Source organism: Virgibacillus sp. 6R, from assembly GCF_001895305.1.
In the GTDB taxonomy this organism is placed as follows: Bacteria; Bacillota; Bacilli; order Bacillales; family Amphibacillaceae; genus Virgibacillus; species Virgibacillus pantothenticus.
Map to the genome: position 1 here is coordinate 2,789,107 of NZ_CP017762.1, position 17,589 is coordinate 2,806,695.

At 34.8% G+C, this 17,589-nt stretch carries 16 protein-coding genes and 2 pseudogenes; 15 read left to right on the forward strand and 3 right to left on the reverse strand.

The features are described from left to right. Positions 1 to 272: 272 nt before the first annotated feature. Entirely contained in the window at positions 273 to 809 is a 537-nt protein-coding gene (gene bioD, locus BKP57_RS12720; protein WP_072741630.1) for a dethiobiotin synthase, read from the forward strand. Positions 810 to 1,158: 349 nt separating this feature from the next. Here the strand turns inward: bioD and BKP57_RS12725 are convergent. Beyond that, positions 1,159 to 1,671 (reverse strand): annotated as a pseudogene (locus tag BKP57_RS12725) (CapA family protein); the annotation flags it as partial. On the opposite strand from BKP57_RS12725, the gene BKP57_RS22130 reads away from it, so the two are divergent. The 6 genes from BKP57_RS22130 to BKP57_RS22905 all read left to right on the forward strand — a co-directional run bounded on the left by BKP57_RS22130 (position 1,665) and on the right by BKP57_RS22905 (position 5,480). Then, positions 1,665 to 1,751, forward strand: a complete 87-nt coding sequence (locus tag BKP57_RS22130) for a helix-turn-helix domain-containing protein (protein WP_232231425.1) — start codon at positions 1,665 to 1,667, stop codon at positions 1,749 to 1,751. The pseudogene BKP57_RS12725 and the gene BKP57_RS22130 overlap by 7 nt on opposite strands. Before the next feature lie 357 nt (positions 1,752 to 2,108). Continuing rightward, on the forward strand, positions 2,109 to 3,089 hold the full coding sequence (locus BKP57_RS12730) for a phosphotransferase enzyme family protein (RefSeq protein WP_072741632.1): 981 nt from the start codon (positions 2,109 to 2,111) through the stop codon (positions 3,087 to 3,089). Positions 3,090 to 3,122: 33 nt separating this feature from the next. Further along, complete coding sequence (locus tag BKP57_RS12735) at positions 3,123 to 3,662, forward strand: GNAT family N-acetyltransferase (protein ID WP_072741633.1); 540 nt, start codon at positions 3,123 to 3,125, stop codon at positions 3,660 to 3,662. A 367-nt stretch (positions 3,663 to 4,029) separates the two neighbouring features. Then, positions 4,030 to 4,443, forward strand: a complete 414-nt coding sequence (locus BKP57_RS12740) for a GNAT family N-acetyltransferase (RefSeq protein WP_050349766.1) — start codon at positions 4,030 to 4,032, stop codon at positions 4,441 to 4,443. Positions 4,444 to 4,516: 73 nt separating this feature from the next. After that, the gene (locus tag BKP57_RS22900) at positions 4,517 to 5,107 is read left to right on the forward strand and encodes an HD domain-containing protein (protein WP_232231161.1); all 591 of its coding nucleotides are present in this window, start codon (positions 4,517 to 4,519) and stop codon (positions 5,105 to 5,107) included. Continuing rightward, complete coding sequence (locus BKP57_RS22905) at positions 5,016 to 5,480, forward strand: hypothetical protein (RefSeq protein ID WP_232231162.1); 465 nt, start codon at positions 5,016 to 5,018, stop codon at positions 5,478 to 5,480. Before BKP57_RS22900 ends, BKP57_RS22905 begins: the two co-directional genes overlap by 92 nt. 548 nt (positions 5,481 to 6,028) lie before the next feature. Here BKP57_RS22905 and BKP57_RS12750 read toward each other — a convergent pair. Then, a complete protein-coding gene (locus BKP57_RS12750; RefSeq protein WP_050349768.1) occupies positions 6,029 to 6,502 on the reverse strand; it encodes a GNAT family N-acetyltransferase in 474 nt (157 codons plus the stop codon). Positions 6,503 to 7,228: 726 nt separating this feature from the next. On the opposite strand from BKP57_RS12750, the gene BKP57_RS12755 reads away from it, so the two are divergent. The 8 genes and pseudogenes from BKP57_RS12755 to BKP57_RS23325 all read left to right on the forward strand — a co-directional run bounded on the left by BKP57_RS12755 (position 7,229) and on the right by BKP57_RS23325 (position 16,835). Then, positions 7,229 to 7,861, forward strand: a complete 633-nt coding sequence (locus BKP57_RS12755; RefSeq protein WP_072741634.1) for a LysE family transporter — start codon at positions 7,229 to 7,231, stop codon at positions 7,859 to 7,861. Between the two features lie 390 nt (positions 7,862 to 8,251). After that, positions 8,252 to 9,113 (forward strand): annotated as a pseudogene (locus BKP57_RS12760) (helix-turn-helix transcriptional regulator). Between the two features lie 1,150 nt (positions 9,114 to 10,263). Continuing rightward, positions 10,264 to 11,475, forward strand: a complete 1,212-nt coding sequence (locus tag BKP57_RS12765) for an efflux RND transporter periplasmic adaptor subunit (RefSeq protein ID WP_072741635.1) — start codon at positions 10,264 to 10,266, stop codon at positions 11,473 to 11,475. Further along, a complete protein-coding gene (locus tag BKP57_RS12770) occupies positions 11,450 to 12,136 on the forward strand; it encodes an ABC transporter ATP-binding protein (RefSeq protein ID WP_072741636.1) in 687 nt (228 codons plus the stop codon). Before BKP57_RS12765 ends, BKP57_RS12770 begins: the two co-directional genes overlap by 26 nt. Further along, a complete protein-coding gene (locus tag BKP57_RS12775; protein ID WP_050349772.1) occupies positions 12,129 to 13,376 on the forward strand; it encodes an ABC transporter permease in 1,248 nt (415 codons plus the stop codon). Before BKP57_RS12770 ends, BKP57_RS12775 begins: the two co-directional genes overlap by 8 nt. Before the next feature lie 452 nt (positions 13,377 to 13,828). Further along, positions 13,829 to 15,220 (forward strand): 23S rRNA (uracil(1939)-C(5))-methyltransferase RlmD, encoded by a 1,392-nt coding sequence (gene rlmD / locus BKP57_RS12780; protein ID WP_072741637.1) that lies wholly within the window; start codon positions 13,829 to 13,831, stop codon positions 15,218 to 15,220. Between the two features lie 554 nt (positions 15,221 to 15,774). Next, on the forward strand, positions 15,775 to 16,092 hold the full coding sequence (locus tag BKP57_RS12790; RefSeq protein ID WP_050349805.1) for a hypothetical protein: 318 nt from the start codon (positions 15,775 to 15,777) through the stop codon (positions 16,090 to 16,092). Between the two features lie 497 nt (positions 16,093 to 16,589). Continuing rightward, a complete protein-coding gene (locus tag BKP57_RS23325) occupies positions 16,590 to 16,835 on the forward strand; it encodes a hypothetical protein (RefSeq protein ID WP_328217814.1) in 246 nt (81 codons plus the stop codon). 266 nt (positions 16,836 to 17,101) lie between these two features. Here BKP57_RS23325 and BKP57_RS22135 read toward each other — a convergent pair whose 3' ends face one another. Beyond that, the gene (locus BKP57_RS22135) at positions 17,102 to 17,314 is read right to left on the reverse strand and encodes a hypothetical protein (RefSeq protein ID WP_128743248.1); all 213 of its coding nucleotides are present in this window, start codon (positions 17,312 to 17,314) and stop codon (positions 17,102 to 17,104) included. Between the last annotated feature and the right edge of the window lie 275 nt (positions 17,315 to 17,589).

Consider the following 17,589-nt stretch of genomic DNA (forward strand, 5'->3'; position numbering starts at 1 on the left):
TTGGGCATCGATTATTAGAAATGGATGAACAAAAGACAAGAAACTTTTATCACATATAAGGTGCTGTAAGACTCCCACTCCAGGAGTTGGATAATCTGTACTGCAACAAGTGGGAGATAACAGCACCTAAATACCCGATTCGTTCCTCTAACAATCAGTGGGGGATGAATGAAAACCCCAACTGATTGAATATTCACTTTATAGAAAATATATAATTTATGTCAATGCTTGGATTGCTAACATTACATGGAGGCATGTAAGATGTTAAAAATATGTCCCAAACGTCTTTATCTCATGAGGAGATTACGCCATATGAATTTAGTCAACCACTCGCACCATCTGTGGCAGCACAACTAGAAGATAAAGAGATTTGTATGCAAGCTGTGTTAGAGCATTGGGAAAAAATAAAAGATAGACACGATTTTTTTATCGTGGAGGGGGCAGGAGGTATTGCTGTACCTTTAGGAAAGGACTTTTTAGTTAGTGATTTATCTATTGCTTTAAAGCTTCCCATTCTTATTGTGGCTAGACCAAATCTTGGAACGGTAAATCATACTTATTTAACGGTTCACTATGCGAGACAGGTAGGGATTCCGATTGTAGGGATTGTGATAAATGGGAAGAGTGATCAGCCTAATATAGATGAGATAACCAATCCAAAGCTCATGGAAGATATGTGTGGCGTTCCTGTCCTAGGGGTGACTCCTAAGTTGAAAAAACTTACAGAAGGTGATGTTCAACATATGATTCATACATCTTTAGATGTAGAAGGCTTGCTCCATCGTTTAATGGAAACTAGTCCTATGTAAACGATTCTCCACAGAAAGAGGTTGGGGCATAAGCAAATAAGTCGAACAATTAAAATATAATTTTCGGCTTATTTGCACACAATAGGAAAGCCTGAAATTTTAAGGCTTAAAACGAAGGATTTCACCATAAAAATTTGGTGATAATCCTTCGTTTTTTAACATGAGAAAAATCGCTACCTCAAAATATTTTGCTTTCCTGCGAGCGAGACATCAGCTTCCTCAGAAAGCAAAGATCGCTTTCCTGTGTCTTCAGCTTTGGTTCCCGAAGGAGTCTACATATATTGACTTCGCTGAACTAGCGTATCCCCAATCGTATGTCCTAAACGTTTTTTTGCAGTATTTATGCTATCTACATGTCAAGAAACGGATCAAAATAGTCATACTCGATAACGCCATTTGGAATAAGATTACTGATTCTAACCAATTCATTGACAATTTCCTTCGCTTCTTTTCCAAACACAGGAAGCGGCTGGTAGTTATTTTCTGTTTCGCTACCGTTTGAATTTTCTAACGTTGGTACAATTCGCAACCCTTTCGTTACGATAGCATTATTTTCTTTTGCAAACGTAAGCCGAAAAATCGCTGTTTGCCAAGATTTTAACGTCGGGTCAGCCCCAAAAGTATAGTCACCCATACTATAAATAATATATTTGCCATTGTACTTTTCAACACTTTGTAAACGATGTGGGTGGTGACCAATAATAATATCTGCCCCTGCGTCTATAGCGGGGTGTCCAAATTTTGTTTGGTAGGTAGCAGGTATTTCCATGTATTCAATTCCCCAATGCATATTCACTATGACTAGATTATCTTCTTTTTTATACTTTTGAACGTCTTGAATAATATGATGAAGGTATGAGTCCGCAGACTTTTTATATCGAGTTGGCGGAGCGCTGTCATGTAAGCAGGCAAACAATTAACGCGATTGAGAACGACAAATAGGATCAAGTATGTAATTAGCTGTTGATACCGCAAAATTTAAAAGTTACGATGGAGGAAGTGTTTATACCGAAAAAAAGGTGATATAAGCTCTCCGTTTTTCTAAAAACTACAGAAGTCCAAGTAGGGTTAACGGGACCTATTTCCAGATTCGCTCGTTTCGATAAGATTTCCATGGTGGCATGATATGCTTTCTTTTTTTCAGATAAGAAAAGCTTCGTCTGCGATGCACCGAACACAGAAAAGTGTTTCTCTTTTTTAGGGTGTCTATGGCTTTCTAGCGCTTAATTAGTGGAGGATAAAAGCCCCCAGAGTTTATGAAACTTCTTCTATTATTCATTCGTAAAATTATAAAAGGGAGTGGTTTATATTATTAAAAGTAAACTTTTAAGCAAAGGTGCAAGTCTATTTAATGTAAACGTATCTGATTTAAAATTAATTGGCGGGTTTTCAAACAATGTTTTTGAAGTTAATAGTAGTAAAGGGACATTTATAATCAAGTATTATCCAAGTTCCATGTATGAAAGGCATTCTATTGCTTCAGAGTTAGACTGGATCACATATTTATCTGAATCCGGAGTGAATGTGACGATTCCTATTGCTTCTATAAATAATAAACTATTGGAAGTAATAATATTAAATAACGAGGAAGTTTGTTACGTCTCAGCGTTTGAAAAAGCGAAAGGTGAATTTGTTGATGTTTTCAATAATAAAGAATGGAATGCAAGCCTTTTCTATACTTGGGGTAGGACGTTAGGAAAAATACATCGTTTATCCAAATCATATCGACCGACTGATCCAAAAATTAAAAGGAAGGATTGGGATAGCGGGTTACTGTTTACAGATGCAATTCTTGTTAATAATTTGATAAAGCAGAAGTGGGAAAATTTTATTCATGACTTGAACAAGCTGCCTAAGGATAAAAACGGATATGGGATGATCCATCATGATTTACACCATAAAAACTTCTATTTGTTTAAGAAAGAGCTGGTATTATTCGATTTTGGCGATTGTGAATACAGTTGGTTCGTATATGATATCGCAATTGTTCTATATCATGCACTGCAAGTTGTTGATGACAGGGAGAAAAAGGATTTTGTGTATAAATTTATCCGTCCATTTCTAAAGGGATACCAGACCGAACATCAACTTCAATCTGATTGGCTGCTAAAAATTAGGTTCTTTTTAAATTACAGGCAAATTTACTCCTATATATATTTTTCAACATATCTCACGAACGAGCAACAAAAAAATGATAGAACAAAGCAAGCAATCCAACGTTTGAAAACAAAAATCGAAAATGATATTCCTGTTTTAGATTTTCACTTATCAATACTCTAAGTGAAATCCAACTAACATAAAAGGAGGAATTTTTTGTTTCATTCTAATAGAATCCAATTAAGAAAAATGACCATAGAAGATGCTGAACAATATCATTCTTGGAGAAATGACGTCGATGTAATGATTTCAACCAATCCTTCGTTAGATTTATATTCGTTATTAGAAACGAAAGCTTTTGTAGAAGGTGTGATTCTACATTCAAGTTCCTCCAAAAGCTATATTATTCAGGATAAAAATACTGACAAAGCAATTGGAATTACTTCTTTGATTAATATGGATCACAAAAACAGAAGTGCCGAATGTATTATTGATATTGGAGAAAAAGACTATTGGGGGAAAGGATATGCCAAAGAAGCTTTGAAATTACTACTTAATTACGCTTTCTTAGAAATGAATTTGCATCGTGTATCATTACGCGTATTCTCATTTAACGAAAGGGCGATTCATTTATATACTAAGCTAGGCTTTAAGCAAGAGGGCGCTAGTAGGCAAGCACTGTTTCGCAGTGGAAATTGGCATGACATCATTCATATGGGAATACTTCAGCAAGAATATATGACCATAGAGGATTAAAGGCTTTTTAACGTGTTCTCAGGCAAGTAATAGAAGCTTCCTTTTTTTAGAAAGTTAGTATATGATACGAACGTAATATTCTAAAATGGCTTTAATTTGAAAATATACCATTTTTAACATAAAAGCAATCTACTTCCTTCATTGGTTGCCAGAGTGGATTGCTTTTTTCATTAGTAAAGTACTATCCAACTACAATTGATTTCAACATAAAAATGACGATGTGGTCAATTCCTACTCTAGCTAATTCTATGAAAGAAAGAGGCGTACCACATAGCATCACTGGATATATTATCAAAATTTTTCTTTATAAGTAGTTATAAAGAAAAATCACTCTGTCATAATTAAAATTCACATAGGAGGAATGCATATGTCAATTCAATATATAGAAAGCAGCGTATATGAGGAAGAACAAATAAAAGCACTATATGATAATGTGAAATGGACAGCTTATACAGACGACATCCCTAAACTAGTAAAAGCAATAGAACATTCACTAGCAGTTATAACAGCTTGGGATAATAACAAGTTAATAGGATTAATACGAGTTGTTGGGGACGGGTATACGATTATTTATGTTCAAGATATTTTAGTGCTGGAAGAGTACCAAAATCAAGGGATCGGGTCTGAATTAATGCAGCGAATCCTGTATAAATACCATGATGTACGTCAAAAAGTGCTCTTAACGAATGATGCACCTGATGTTCGAGCTTTTTATGAGAAAAATGGTTTTCATTCTTGTGATAACGAGGGTTTAGTTGCTTTTGCGAAAATGAAAGAATAGCATAGCTTTGCTATTTTCCGTTTGTTATAATAACCAGCTATTTTTCACTATAAAAGAAAAAGGAGGGGCGTGAATGAGACGTAATCCTATCATTGCTGAACCCCTATACAAAGAAGTAGAATTCTATCCTTGGGAAGTAAAGCTTTTTCAAACAAGTTATGTCAGAAGATTGAAGTATCTTGCACATTTTGGTGGCGGTGCATACGTTTCTCCAGTTGTACATAGTAGATATGAACATACAGTAGGGGTATGGAAATTAGCGGCCGTTTATTTTCCTAATCATCCTTTATTGAGGGCAGCTGCAATTTTACATGATATCGGTCATCTACCGTTTTCTCACGCAGTGGAAAAAACATTAGGATATAATCATCAGGCATTAACAGAGGAATATATACAGAGTCCAGAAATAGTATCCATTCTTCATACAGCTAATTTAGAACCAAGTGATATCACATTATCTCCGATTGCCTTCGCCTTTGACAGGGACTCGGAATATATTAGGGTTGGATCATTTAGACAGCTTTTTACGAGATACCTATATGAGTGGCAAAATAGAAGAAATACCGAGCGGATTGATAAAAAGAATCCATTGTTCAGAGCGAGGTATAGAGACAGACGAACAAACAGGTCTTCAATTACTTCGGTTAATTGTTCAAGATCATGAGTTATTTCTATCTCCATTATTATTAGCTGTAGATCGATTACTAGCAGAAGCTATTTCACTTTATTGGAAATATGACGAAAAAAATAAAAATTCGTTTACCGAACAAACGGATGCAGATATGATTGCAGCATTGAAGGCATCGCAAAATTCTAAGGTACGAGATATTATTAATACTATTTTATATCAACCTGAGCAAATTAATGTGCACCAAAATTCAACAGGAAAAGGTATCTCCTTTGGCATTAGAAAAGTGTACCATAAAAGTCCTATAGTGAATGGCACGCTTTTATCTGAAACCGCAAAAGGTAAAGAAATACTAAATCGCTTAGAGCGATTAAAAAAAGAATACAAAGTGAATATTCCTTCGTTATAAAGGTTTAGGAGAAGTGGAAAGCTATGTTTCTCCTGTATTAGTAATTTAGAGCAGCAAATAAATGTGGCCTCCTCGCTATTTAGTAGGGACCACTGAAAAAGTCGACCTTTACAAAAATAATAGAGACAATTTATAGAAAATTAGATTTAGTCTTCACTACGTGCGGTAGTATTTGGATGTCCATTTTTTATTATATAGTTTGAGTGGCCTCATTTACTGTTGAGAGTGTATTCTAAAGATAGGATCGCAGTCGACACAGGGGCTCTGCAAGGCATGGTTCACGAGCCATGACCCAGTATCAAGGGATATTGGCGAAGGCTTATAATGCTATCATGCCCACGACTTTGTATAAAACCTTCTAAACTATCTTTTTTCCAGAGCATTAAATTTAAACAAATGTTTGTTTAAGATGGTTTGTGGCGTTGGATTTGGGGAGGCGTTATAAAACTGTTATGATTTGCCAATGAATTGCAGTAGTTTGCTTTCCTCCCCTAACGAAGTCAATCACATACAAAATCCATGCAACAGGGAAAGTCTGAGATAAAGGATTAATCTAATTTTTTTTTGAAGAGGACTCTATCTTGACCCTGCCCATCATAATTAGCAGTAACTTCAACACCATTTATTTGTTTATTTCCTGTTTCTATGTCAAATCCCATTTTCGTATGATAAGCGATCGAAGTTTTGTTCACAGGAGATGTTACACAACGTATAATTTTACGGTCATTTTGTTTAGCAATTGTAAAAAAACGTTCATATAGTACTTTTCCAATTTGCTGTTTCCTAAACTTAGGATGAACCCCGATAAAATGGATATACGCTTCATCCTCTTTTGATTGTGAGAGAAATCCAATGAGGAAACCTACTATTTCTCCATCGCTTTCAGCAATAAAGCTTGTATTTTGAAAATGATCAAAAAATAACTTTGGCAACATATCTGACATATTTCTTCCGCCCCACCATTCATTTATTAGCGGTGATAGGCTATAGTAGTCTGAACCTTGGACAAAACGAATATTCATTTTACCCTCCTATAATTTTTGACATATGAAGTTGTTCATGTAGTGCGATGGTTCTAAAACCATTTAGTTGTCATGGTACCTTATTCAGAATGTATGGTTTTTCCTCCCCAACTCTATCGTACTAAATATCACTTGCGTTACCTATAAAAATTTAGATAAAGTCGACATTATTTTTTAAGTTTAATTTGGTTGACTTAATTTTAGATGAAATTTTGCTGCGTTTAAGAAAAAAAGACAAAAAGGCAGTCATCCACCACTTATTTAATTTTGCTTTCTATTTTAATTTTGAACTTTATAGTTTTTAGGGATTGATAGTGATTACTCCTATTTGGAGATTTATGAAAGTGCCAGGGCGATACCCTTTTCTACTATTTTTTTGAATAAATTTTATTTCATAAACGAAAGATTGATCAGTAACTATTTTTCTAATGTAATTATCAAATTATACAATAAAAAATATGAAGCCCAACCTTTATAAATTATGGTAAGATTATGAACTAAGTAATTATTATTGAAGAGGCTTATTAGTAGTTCTTGAATCTAGTTTGATTTAGTTAGTTACATGTTCAAAAAGAGGATGAAAAGATTTGAGATAGCAAAACTGCAATATGTTCTTCAAAAATAGCGATATGTTACTGTCTATTTTTACACTCATTATTAAGTAATAGTTTAGCATATTTAAACGGAATAATAGCTCAAAGTGGGTAAAGAAAGGAAGTTATGCTAATGGATTGGTATTTAAAGTTTATTTTAGTCGGTTTTTCAATTGCGCTACCCGTTGGGGCTATAACAGTCGAAATGACCAAACAAGGCTTGAAAAATGGCTTTTTTCATGGTTGGGCGGTTGGGATTGGAGGAATGACTATTGATGCATTGTTAATTATCGCGTTATATTTCGGTTTTGCGCAAATATTATCACTGCCATATGTACAAATGCCACTATGGATCGTAGGAGCAGTGTTTTTATTTCTTCTTGCTTACGATTCAATCAAAAATGCGGATAAAGACATTTCATTAGCAGGGGATAAGATAAATCGCTCCTTATTAAAAACCTATCGTAATGGACTGTTAGTTGCGGTTTCTCCTGGGAATCTCGTGTTCTGGGTAACTATATTTGGCGTTGTTTTAGCAGACTCATACTCACAATTGGGTCAAGCTAGCTTTATCATTTCTGCATTAGGTATATTAACAGGTATTCTATTGCATGACATTGGTTTGTTATCTATTATTTCAATTACAAGGAAAGTAATGAGTAGGGCGATGATCAAGTGGACATCCGTAATTGCAGGTATTTTATTATTTGGATTTGGTTGTTACTTTCTTTATGAATTTTATGTAGATGTAAGAAGTGTATTTTAGTTTTTTATCCTGTATATAAGGTGGTGTAAGACTCCCAATTTAGGAGTTGAATATATGTACGGCAACAAGTCTAAGTGGGAGATAACAGCACCTAAACGCCCTGTTTCGTAAGAGATCTTTAGGTCATACCCTTGGGCTACTAACATCAGTGGGGGAGGAATGAAAACCGCCACTGATTGAAAATTCACTTTACTTGAGTTAGGTTCTTGTTTCATATAGGTATGGAAAGAAGGGTATTTCATATTTGTTTTTTCTGTTAAAAATAGAAGCTCTGATCCACTGAAGGTCGGAGCTTTTTCTGTCCTCCTTTGCATGATGTAACATGGCAAAAAAAATCAAAAAGTGTTTCATTTTTTTTGATACGCTATTTACGAAGGGAGGCGAGTTACCATCTATGAAAAATCTCAAATGAATAAAATAATGGATTATATAGAAGTGCGTTTAGACGAGGTCTTTACCATAGGCGAAATAGCGAAGCAGGCCGGGTATTCAAAGTACCATTTTCATCGAATATTTAAAAATAATATCGGTATCTCCATTAGTGATTATATACGCCAAAGGAGATTAGCAAGAGCCTCATCAGCTTTGTTATATACGAACTTACGGATTCTTGATATTGCATTACAAAACCAATTTGAGTCTCAGGAGGCTTTTACTAGAGCATTTAAAAAATATTATCGCTTTCCACCAGGGCAGTATCGGAAACTGATGTCGGATATATTAAAAAACAAGGAGGATTTCAATATGAAACAACCAATAAAAGGATGGTTCTTAAGTGGTTCTGATCCGTTTGATTATGAAATGGGAATTGATAGAAAGGTCGTTCATGAAGGAAAAGCATCTGGATATTTAAAATCAAAAACTGTGTTAGACGACACAAGCTTTGCTACGATGATGCAGCAATTTAAGGCAGATAACTTTATTAATAAGCGAATCAAGCTGTCGGGGGTTTTTAAAAACGAAAGATGTAGAAGATTTTTCTGGTATGTGGATGAGGGTAGATAATAAATTTGATGATGTATTGCAGTTTGATAATATGAATAACCGCCCAATTACAGGAACAACAAACTGGAATCGATATGAGATTATATTAGATGTACCTTTACAAAGTGCAGCTATTTCTTTTGGGATTATATTATCAGGACGTGGCCAAGTTTGGGCTGATCAGTTAGCTTTTGAGGAAGTGGATAAAAGTGTGGAAATAACAAATATGGAAATCTATCAAGACTTGTTAGAAGAACCAATTAGCTAAAACACAATTGCTTTTTGCAAGATAAAACTCCTACATGTATTTTGCCAAATATAAATAACTGATGAACTATATCTAAGATGTCGTCAAACTTCTGTTTAGCATTAGTACAGTTTTAGAAAAAATACTAAATAGAAGATGACTCATTTTGATTGAAGAAGTTGGAAGGGTGTTGTTTGTGGTTTCTGTTAAAAAAAGTAATTGCTGTTGTTATTATAGTAGGAATTATTATAATTACTAAGTTTTGTATAAGTAACTCAACGGTTGTGTTAATTAAAGATATAATACTTACAAATTAATTAAAAAAATATTGGTAAAGCTCTTTAGTATCCATTTGGAAACCAAGGAAAAAATAAATAGTATATAGCTATAATGATAATACGTTTATTAAAGGTATAACGCAGTTGATGAAAAAGGAGCAGGGAGAGCGCTGATTCAACGTGAAAATTTTTTAAACGAGTCTCTACAAGCTGTAAAATTAGTTGAGCTGGCGCTGGAAATGGCTCATCCTAAGGGAACTGAGAAAATGGCTGACCTGTTTTGCGGTGTTGGTACGTTTTCTTTACCGTTAGCAAGTCGTGTTTCACAGCTTGCTTGAATAGAGTTCATCAAAACTTCGTTTGAATCTTTCAAACGTACAAAAAGTGTCATCCATGAATAAACATGTTCTATTTAGACCCCAATTTCTATAAAAAAGGTTAAATAATAAAAATATAGAATCCTGAAATCAGAAATGTTTATTAGGTATTTAATGAAAATTTGCCTCGATAAAGTCTCCAAACATACTTTTTATATATGAAAGCAAGTTTTCCCGGCTCGGCCTTAAAGAAGAAAAAGGGAACTTATTAGCACGGTGTAAAATCACTCTCTTTTTAATGCTCCTCGATAAACTCTAAAAAATTCTTTTAATAAACTTAACAAATTGATGAATGATCTGTGAACGCTTAATAATTGGCTATCTATTAATTTTATATAAAGTTAGCTATTATTAAGTTGAAAATCTATTGAAACATTATTAACTTTAGTGTAAAATAAGTAATAATTTTGTAATACTTTATATAATATTTTCCAAATTTGTTTGAGTATCCCTGTAAAAATTGTCTAAGAATCTCGTTATTAAGGACATCGTTTTAAACGTTAAGGAGGAAAAAGAATGAGCAATAAGAAAAAGATTATTCTGACGATTGCAATCACCCTCGTTGTTTTAGGGGGCGTTGGAGGTTATTTTTTCTTTACTAGAGGAACAGGTACTGCAATAGAAGAAGGACTCATGCCAATGATGGTAAGTGATTTTAGTGGTGAGATGAGTTCAGGAAGTGAATTATTTGCTGGTGTGGTGGAACCAAAGGAAACACAGAAAATTATTCTGGAGCCGGAGCGGGGCAAAGTGAAAGAGATTTTTGTTAAAGAGGGAGACGAAGTCAAAAAAGGGGATAAGCTCTTTTCTTACCATAACCCCGAAGGACAAATGTTACTAAAAGAAAAAGCAATCGATTTGGAAATGGCAAATATAACAATTAATCAGAAAAGTAAAGAAGTAGATTCCTTGCGTAAACAATTATCAAAAGCAGAAGATGAAGAAAAGGGGGATATTCGCGAGCAGTTAAATCAGGCAGAAATAGATTTAAAAGTGGCGAATTTGGATGCGCAAAAAGCTAGAATGATGCATGAAGAGGAACAGAAAAAAGTAAATAATAATATAGTAACAGCCAAGGTAAACGGTATTGTTCAAAAAATCGATGAAGAACAGCAGCAAAAACAGCAAACAGATGAGGAAACTGCTTCAGAACCTTCAGGAGGCACATTTATGCAAATTGTTAATACAGAAGCTGCCTATGTAGAGGGGACTGTCAATGAGCTTGTAAAAGATGAATTAAAAGTAGGTCTTGAAGTTAATGTTGCTAGCAGAAAGGATCCAGAACAAACATGGCCTGGGAAGATTACAGAGATCGGCAAGCTACCTGTAGAACAGTCCGAAGAGGATGCAGAAATGGACATGTATTCTGAAGATCCTAGCAATCCAAACGCTTCAAAATACCCGTTCAAAGTCGAGCTGGAGAACCATGAAGGGCTGGAATTTGGTTATCATGTATTTATTGACTTAGCTCAAGAAGGCGCTAAAGGGGAAGAAATAGTACTGCCAATAGAATATATCGTGCAGGATGAAGAAAAACCGTATGTCTGGAAAGTTAAAGATGAAGCACTTGTTAAACAAGAGGTTGAATTGGGAGAAGAAAGAGAAGATGGCATGATGATCGTAGTGAAAAAGGGACTGAAGGCCGACGATTACATTCTATTCCCGGAAGATTCATTAAAAGAGGGAAAGAAGGTTACAATTGATGATTCAATTGAAGAAGATTTCTAAATCCTATAAACAAGGAAAAGAACAAGTCCCGGTTCTACATAACATTGATCTAACCATTGAGCAAGGGGAATATGTGTCAATTATGGGGCCTTCGGGATCGGGAAAATCTACGATCATGAATATTATTGGTTGTTTGGATATACCTACTTCTGGAGAATATACGCTTGAAGGGATGGATATGCTCGCAGGCAAGAATAATGAGCTGGCGACAATCCGCAATCGTTTTATCGGTTTTGTGTTTCAAAGCTTTAATTTACTACCTCGTTTATCAGCGTTAGAAAATGTAGAGCTCCCACTGATCTATGCGAAAGTTGGTAAAAAAGAGCGAAGAGAACGGGCAATGGAAGCTCTTGAAAAGGTAGGTTTAGGGGATCGGCTTTATTTTAAGCCGACCCAGCTCTCGGGTGGACAAAAGCAACGGGTGGCAATTGCAAGAGCGATTGTCAACAATCCAAAATTTGTGCTGGCTGATGAGCCGACTGGAGCACTTGATTCTAAATCAGGTGAGCAAGTGATGGAAATTTTTACAAATCTTAATAAAGAGGGAGTAACGGTTGTTTTAGTGACACATGAGCAGGAAATAGCTGTGTATACAAATCGAACCATTTTCCTTCGTGACGGCCGGATTCTTAAGGATGAAAGGAGAGCAGTCCATGCTTGATAATATTAAACTTTCTTTCCAGTCCATCTTTGCCCATAAAATGCGGTCCATCTTAACAATGCTTGGAGTGATCATTGGTATTGCAGCGATTATTGCTATTGTCTCTATGATTGAGGGGCAGAAAGAAAGCTTAAAGTCTGAAGTGATTGGGACTGGCAACAACTCGGTTACAGTCATGTTTCAATCGGACAGTGCTGTTGACATGATGTCGGGAGAATATATTGGCGATGTAGAGGAGGATCCGAAGCCGGATGTATTGTTACCTGTATCGCAAGAACGTTTGCAAGAAGCAGCTGATTTAGATGTCGTAAAGAATGTTGCACTTTTTTATCAAAATTATGCAGAAGTGTTCCATCTAAACAACTATTTGAATGCAGAAATTTATGCGACAGATGAACGATATTTGACATCTTTTCCAATAAATATTTTAGAAGGTAGAAAAATAACTTCTTTAGAATATGATAAAGGTCATCAGGTAGCAATAATCAATGAAGAGATGAGAGATAGCCTATTTCCAGAAGATGGCATGGCCGTCAATAAAGTTATTGAGGTGAATGCTGTTCCATTTCGAGTAGTAGGAGTCTATGTAGATCAGAAAGTTAATGAAGATAGTATGTGGATGATGGATGAAAGTGAAGGGAAAATGCTAATTCCCAAAGCTGCCTGGCCTCATTTGGGTAGCTTTAACGACTTGCCACAAGCCCTTGTACAGGCCAAACGTTCGGATGATATAGAGAAAGCAGGACAAGCAGTGGCTGATGTATTGAACCAAGACATCCCAGCTGAGTCTACCTGGCACTACAGTATTCCAAATGTAGATGAGATTATCGGCGATATTGAAGAAGTCAATCGTTCCTTTACTATGCTTTTAGGTGGAATAGCCAGTATCTCCCTGCTAGTGGGGGGAATTGGCGTGATGAATATTATGCTTGTATCAGTAACAGAAAGAACCCGTGAAATTGGTATTAAAAAGGCCTTAGGAGCAAAGCGGGGGATAATTCTAGCCCAGTTTTTGACAGAAGCCGCTGTTTTGACAAGTATTGGAGGAGTAGTTGGTATTTTATTGGGAGTAGGAACAGCAAAAGCGATTTCCCACTTTGCTAAACTTCCATTTGCTATACCCGTTCCAGCGATCATCGGTTCTGTGTTGTTTTCCATGATTATTGGGATTGTATTTGGCCTGCTTCCATCTATGAAGGCAGCCAAAATGAAACCTATTGATGCACTGCGTTATGAATAATAGAATATTTATGATAATAAGCAGCATTACCTAATCCATGTTAATGCTGCTTTTTTTTGTAAGAAAAGAAAGCATGATCTGTGTAATTTCTGTTATATTTGTTATTATAATAGGTTTCTAGTAGGTAAACAATTGTTGCAATGATTAAAAGTTGGTTATAATATAATGTTTAGCACATGAAGTATAGAAAGTTATTACTGAATTTTTAATCGGAAATAAAAGTATTATGTAGGTATCTAAGCTAAAAACTTGTTCCTAAACTGGTTATCTACTTATATGGTCATAGCAATTATCATAATAATTTGATTAAAGGTAAAATATTCTGAATTTTATTTATAAATAATAAGGGGATTATTATTAATTAAATCTAGTTGTAAAGATGGCTGTCTGAATGATATAGAACCTAATAAGTTATATGTATAGAACTCATTGTTTAATAAAGGAGGAAAGAAATGGCGTATAAATTTAAGGATAATACGTTTATTACAGATATAAGTCAGTTTGATGCAAAAGGAGTAGGGAGAGCAGTCATTCACCGTGAAAACAAGCAAGGTAAAGGGAAAAAACAGCACATCACTATCCCTTACACACTTCCTGGAGAAAGAGTTCAAGCGACACTCGTCCCTCCGTATCGAAAAAGGATCGTCAAGCTAGATGATATTATCGAAGCACATCCAGAACGTATAGAGCCAGCATGCCCTCATTTTGGTCGATGTGGCGGCTGTTCTTGGCAGCATATATCCTATGAAGCCCAATTGAATGAAAAAACATTACAAGTAAAACAGCTATTAGAAGAACAGCAGTTTGATTCATCTGTCGTACAGCCGATAATTGTTGCGGATGATGCATGGCATTATCGCAATAAAATGGAATTTACATTTAATAAAGATGGCGAGCTTGGTTTGCATGAAAAGGATAATTATAGAAAGATTATTCCGCTGGAAACATGCATGATTGCAAGTCCGGAAATGGTGGCTGCAACGATGGAGGTAGCGAATTGGACCAAAGAGCACCAATTATCAGGTTATGATAAAGAAACAAAAGATGGTCTCTTGCGACATTTAATGGTTCGACATTCGCAAGCAACTGGAGAAATGATGCTCGCCCTATTTGCAACCGAAAGTGCTGATCAATACTCTGCTTTGTCAGACCTCATTCAACGCATAAAGGAGAAGTATCCTTATGTAAAAAGTTTGCTTTGGTTGGAAAACCGGGATATTGCCGACAAAGTACAGGCACAACAGGGGCAAATTTTATTGGGGCGCGATTTTATCTATGATGAGCTTGCAGGCTACCGATATCGTTTATGGTATGATACGTTTTTTCAAACGAATCCAGTTCAAGCTGAAAAATTAGTAGAACTGGCGCTGGAAATGGCTCAGCCTAAGGGAACGGAGAAAATGATTGACCTGTTTTGCGGTGTTGGTACGTTTTCTTTACCGTTTGCAAGTCGCGTTTCACAGCTTGCTGGAATAGAGATCGTAGAAACTTCGATCGAATCTGCAAAACGTAATGCCTCAGATAATGGTGTTCATAATACGTGGTTTCTAGCGCGAGATGCTCGACTTGGTCTGATGGAGGTACTTGAATTATTTGAAAATCCTGATTTATTGTTACTCGATCCACCGCGGTCAGGCGCAGGCGGTAAAGTAATGCGCAGGATCGCCCGTTCTAAACCAAAACGCATCGTTTACGTATCATGCAACCCAAAAACATTTGTATCTGATATCAAAGAACTTATACCATTTGACTATCATTTAGAGACAGTTCAACCTGTAGATTTATTTCCGCAAACGTATCACGTGGAGTGTGTAGCGTTGCTAGAGTTAAAAGTGTCTAATTAATTTTCTCAGTGGAAAAAATACATTTCCTAATCAGACCTGAATTTCGGTATATATGTTTCCGATTTTCGGGCCTTTTTCATGTGCAGCCCTTGTCTTGCCTGCTTTTCTTGATTTCTCCTTCCATCTTTTATCGGGAAACTATATAACTCGTGAAAAACGAGCCAATTTTGAATAGGAAAAGTGGGAAAATAGAGGTTGGTAGGAGAGCGGTATTTTAACATGAACAGTAGAATACGGGTTTAAATTTAATTAAAGAATAGACCACAAAATTATTCTTTTGTGAATCCAAAATTGTTCCAAATAGGAAATTTTATTTAAACTGTGACGGAGGAATAAAGTATAGGAAAGGGGGGCGTTGTTTTATTTTGCAAAACCCATAATTAATGGTAAAAGAAAAAGACAGATTACTGAATATATTGGTAAATTTAGGAGCTTTTATGATATAATAAAAGCTGAAACAGATAAATTTTCCGATCTTTTATGGCAATTCTTGGATAAATTATGTCGATGTAATGAATGTAAACAATCAAAGAGTGAAGGGAGGTTTATTTAAGATGTTTGTAGCTGCTAATATGGATGATCTGCTACTAGCTTTAAAAAATAAAGCACCCCAGATATTAATAAAAGATGAATTTAAAAATGAAGTAATATCATTGACGGAGCACTCACTTTCAGAAAAGGAAACATTAGGCTTTGAATTAGGCTCAGCTGGTACTAGCAATTTTTTAGCAGAGTTATTTTATCAAATAACCAATAAATTTAGTAATAAACCGAACGAAGCAAAAACTATTGAAAGTAAATTGAGGAAATATAAGCTGAAGAAAAATAGTAAAGAGGAAATAATTTTAAGTTTGCAGCAACTAGATTATTAAGCAACGAAATAAATAAAATTTAAAATACGAGATACCCTTAACTCAAATGCCTTTATCCTAGTGAAAAGTTTAGCTTTTTAATGATTTTATATAGCACATTACTTTGTATCTAATATTTGTGAAAAAAATATGGAAGTAATGTGTTATTTTTATTATGTCTATTTTCTATATTCATATAATAAAAACAAAAAATTCTCCATAATTGGAATATGGGCGAATCTCTAATCTTGTTAGTTAATACTGGAAAATATAAAGGTAGAAATTAGATTATTACCATTTTTTAATGGCGTTGATCAGTGACAATAAAGATACTTCTTTTACGATAAAGTTGTTCTCAAATGAGAAAGCTATCGAAATAGAACAGGATCTTTTTTAAGAAAAGCCATGTTCATTTTTGGCTGAATTACTTAAAGACAAATAAAAATGAAAGATAAACATTTATAAAATTGAAAGTACTTAATAGCATTAGAACAAATAATTTTAGTGACGAGCATGTAATGGAAAAAATATCAGCTATGTGTACAGGGGCTTCCACTGAATTATCAAACTATAAAGGTATTACATACGGTTTATACCATGAATATGAATCTGATTATAAAGGGGATTATACATTATGTGTTGCTATTGAAGAGTTATTCCGGATGATACAAAATTTGAGATTTTTAAAGTTGATATTGAAGATGAACAAGGCATTTTTCATACATGGAATGAAATTTGGAATAAAGAAGCGGAAGGCAATTTAAAGCGAATATACACTTACGATCTAGAAAAGTATTACCCAAATGGCAATATTGACATTTATATTGCAGTAAAGGAAGAATAACCTTATACTGAATAACCTTATACCATAAGTAGCTACGATTGTGAAAGAAATAATTAACTTTTATTGTAACTAATTCTAGGCTCAACGATAAATAGTTGATTATAATAAACGCTATTTTTTGAAAAATGAATTTCCTAACAAAAAATAATGCTATTTCTCGCTGTTAAAAGTAAATAATACTTATTTTTATTGAACAATAGTATTTTTATATGATTTTTTATCCCGCATATAATGTACTGTAAGACTTCCCACTTCATTAGTTGGATAATCTGTACTGCCAAAATCTAAGTGGGAGATAACAGCACTAAATACCCGATTCGTTCCTCTAACAATCAGTGGGGGATCAATGAAAACTCTCACTGATTGAAGATTTACTTTATCATACGCCAAATCCGCCATATTTTAATAACGATATGCAACTAACTTCAAAAATACTTTAATTATTTGTTAAAGAAAAAATTAACCTGTACGGAGAGTATAGCCCTGAATATCCTTTAGTTAATGTTCAAGAAGCAGTCTGTTTTTCTAAACCAGCTAAAATGAATAGAGGGAAGTTATTTTGACAAGCTTATATTGTTATAGGAATTAAAATAAAATCTGCTAGTCGCTACCAGCAGATTTTATATGAAAGCAGTTTGGTTAGTGTGTTAAATTTTATTTGACCAAAGGTACCG

Bases quoted from the DNA above. Each gene is read 5' to 3' on its own strand.
- bioD (WP_072741630.1), top strand. From the start codon at position 273: ATGTCCCAAACGTCTTTATCTCATGAGGAGATTACGCCATATGAATTT.
- BKP57_RS22130 (WP_232231425.1), top strand. From the start codon at position 1,665: ATGAGTCCGCAGACTTTTTATATCGAGTTGGCGGAGCGCTGTCATGTA.
- BKP57_RS12740 (WP_050349766.1), top strand. From the start codon at position 4,030: ATGTCAATTCAATATATAGAAAGCAGCGTATATGAGGAAGAACAAATA.
- BKP57_RS22900 (WP_232231161.1), top strand. From the start codon at position 4,517: ATGAGACGTAATCCTATCATTGCTGAACCCCTATACAAAGAAGTAGAA.
- BKP57_RS12750 (WP_050349768.1), bottom strand. From the start codon at position 6,502: ATGAATATTCGTTTTGTCCAAGGTTCAGACTACTATAGCCTATCACCG.
- BKP57_RS12755 (WP_072741634.1), top strand. From the start codon at position 7,229: ATGGATTGGTATTTAAAGTTTATTTTAGTCGGTTTTTCAATTGCGCTA.
- BKP57_RS12765 (WP_072741635.1), top strand. From the start codon at position 10,264: ATGAGCAATAAGAAAAAGATTATTCTGACGATTGCAATCACCCTCGTT.
- BKP57_RS12770 (WP_072741636.1), top strand. From the start codon at position 11,450: ATGATTCAATTGAAGAAGATTTCTAAATCCTATAAACAAGGAAAAGAA.
- BKP57_RS12775 (WP_050349772.1), top strand. From the start codon at position 12,129: ATGCTTGATAATATTAAACTTTCTTTCCAGTCCATCTTTGCCCATAAA.
- rlmD (WP_072741637.1), top strand. From the start codon at position 13,829: ATGGCGTATAAATTTAAGGATAATACGTTTATTACAGATATAAGTCAG.
- BKP57_RS12790 (WP_050349805.1), top strand. From the start codon at position 15,775: ATGTTTGTAGCTGCTAATATGGATGATCTGCTACTAGCTTTAAAAAAT.
- BKP57_RS23325 (WP_328217814.1), top strand. From the start codon at position 16,590: ATGGAAAAAATATCAGCTATGTGTACAGGGGCTTCCACTGAATTATCA.
- BKP57_RS22135 (WP_128743248.1), bottom strand. From the start codon at position 17,314: ATGGCGGATTTGGCGTATGATAAAGTAAATCTTCAATCAGTGAGAGTT.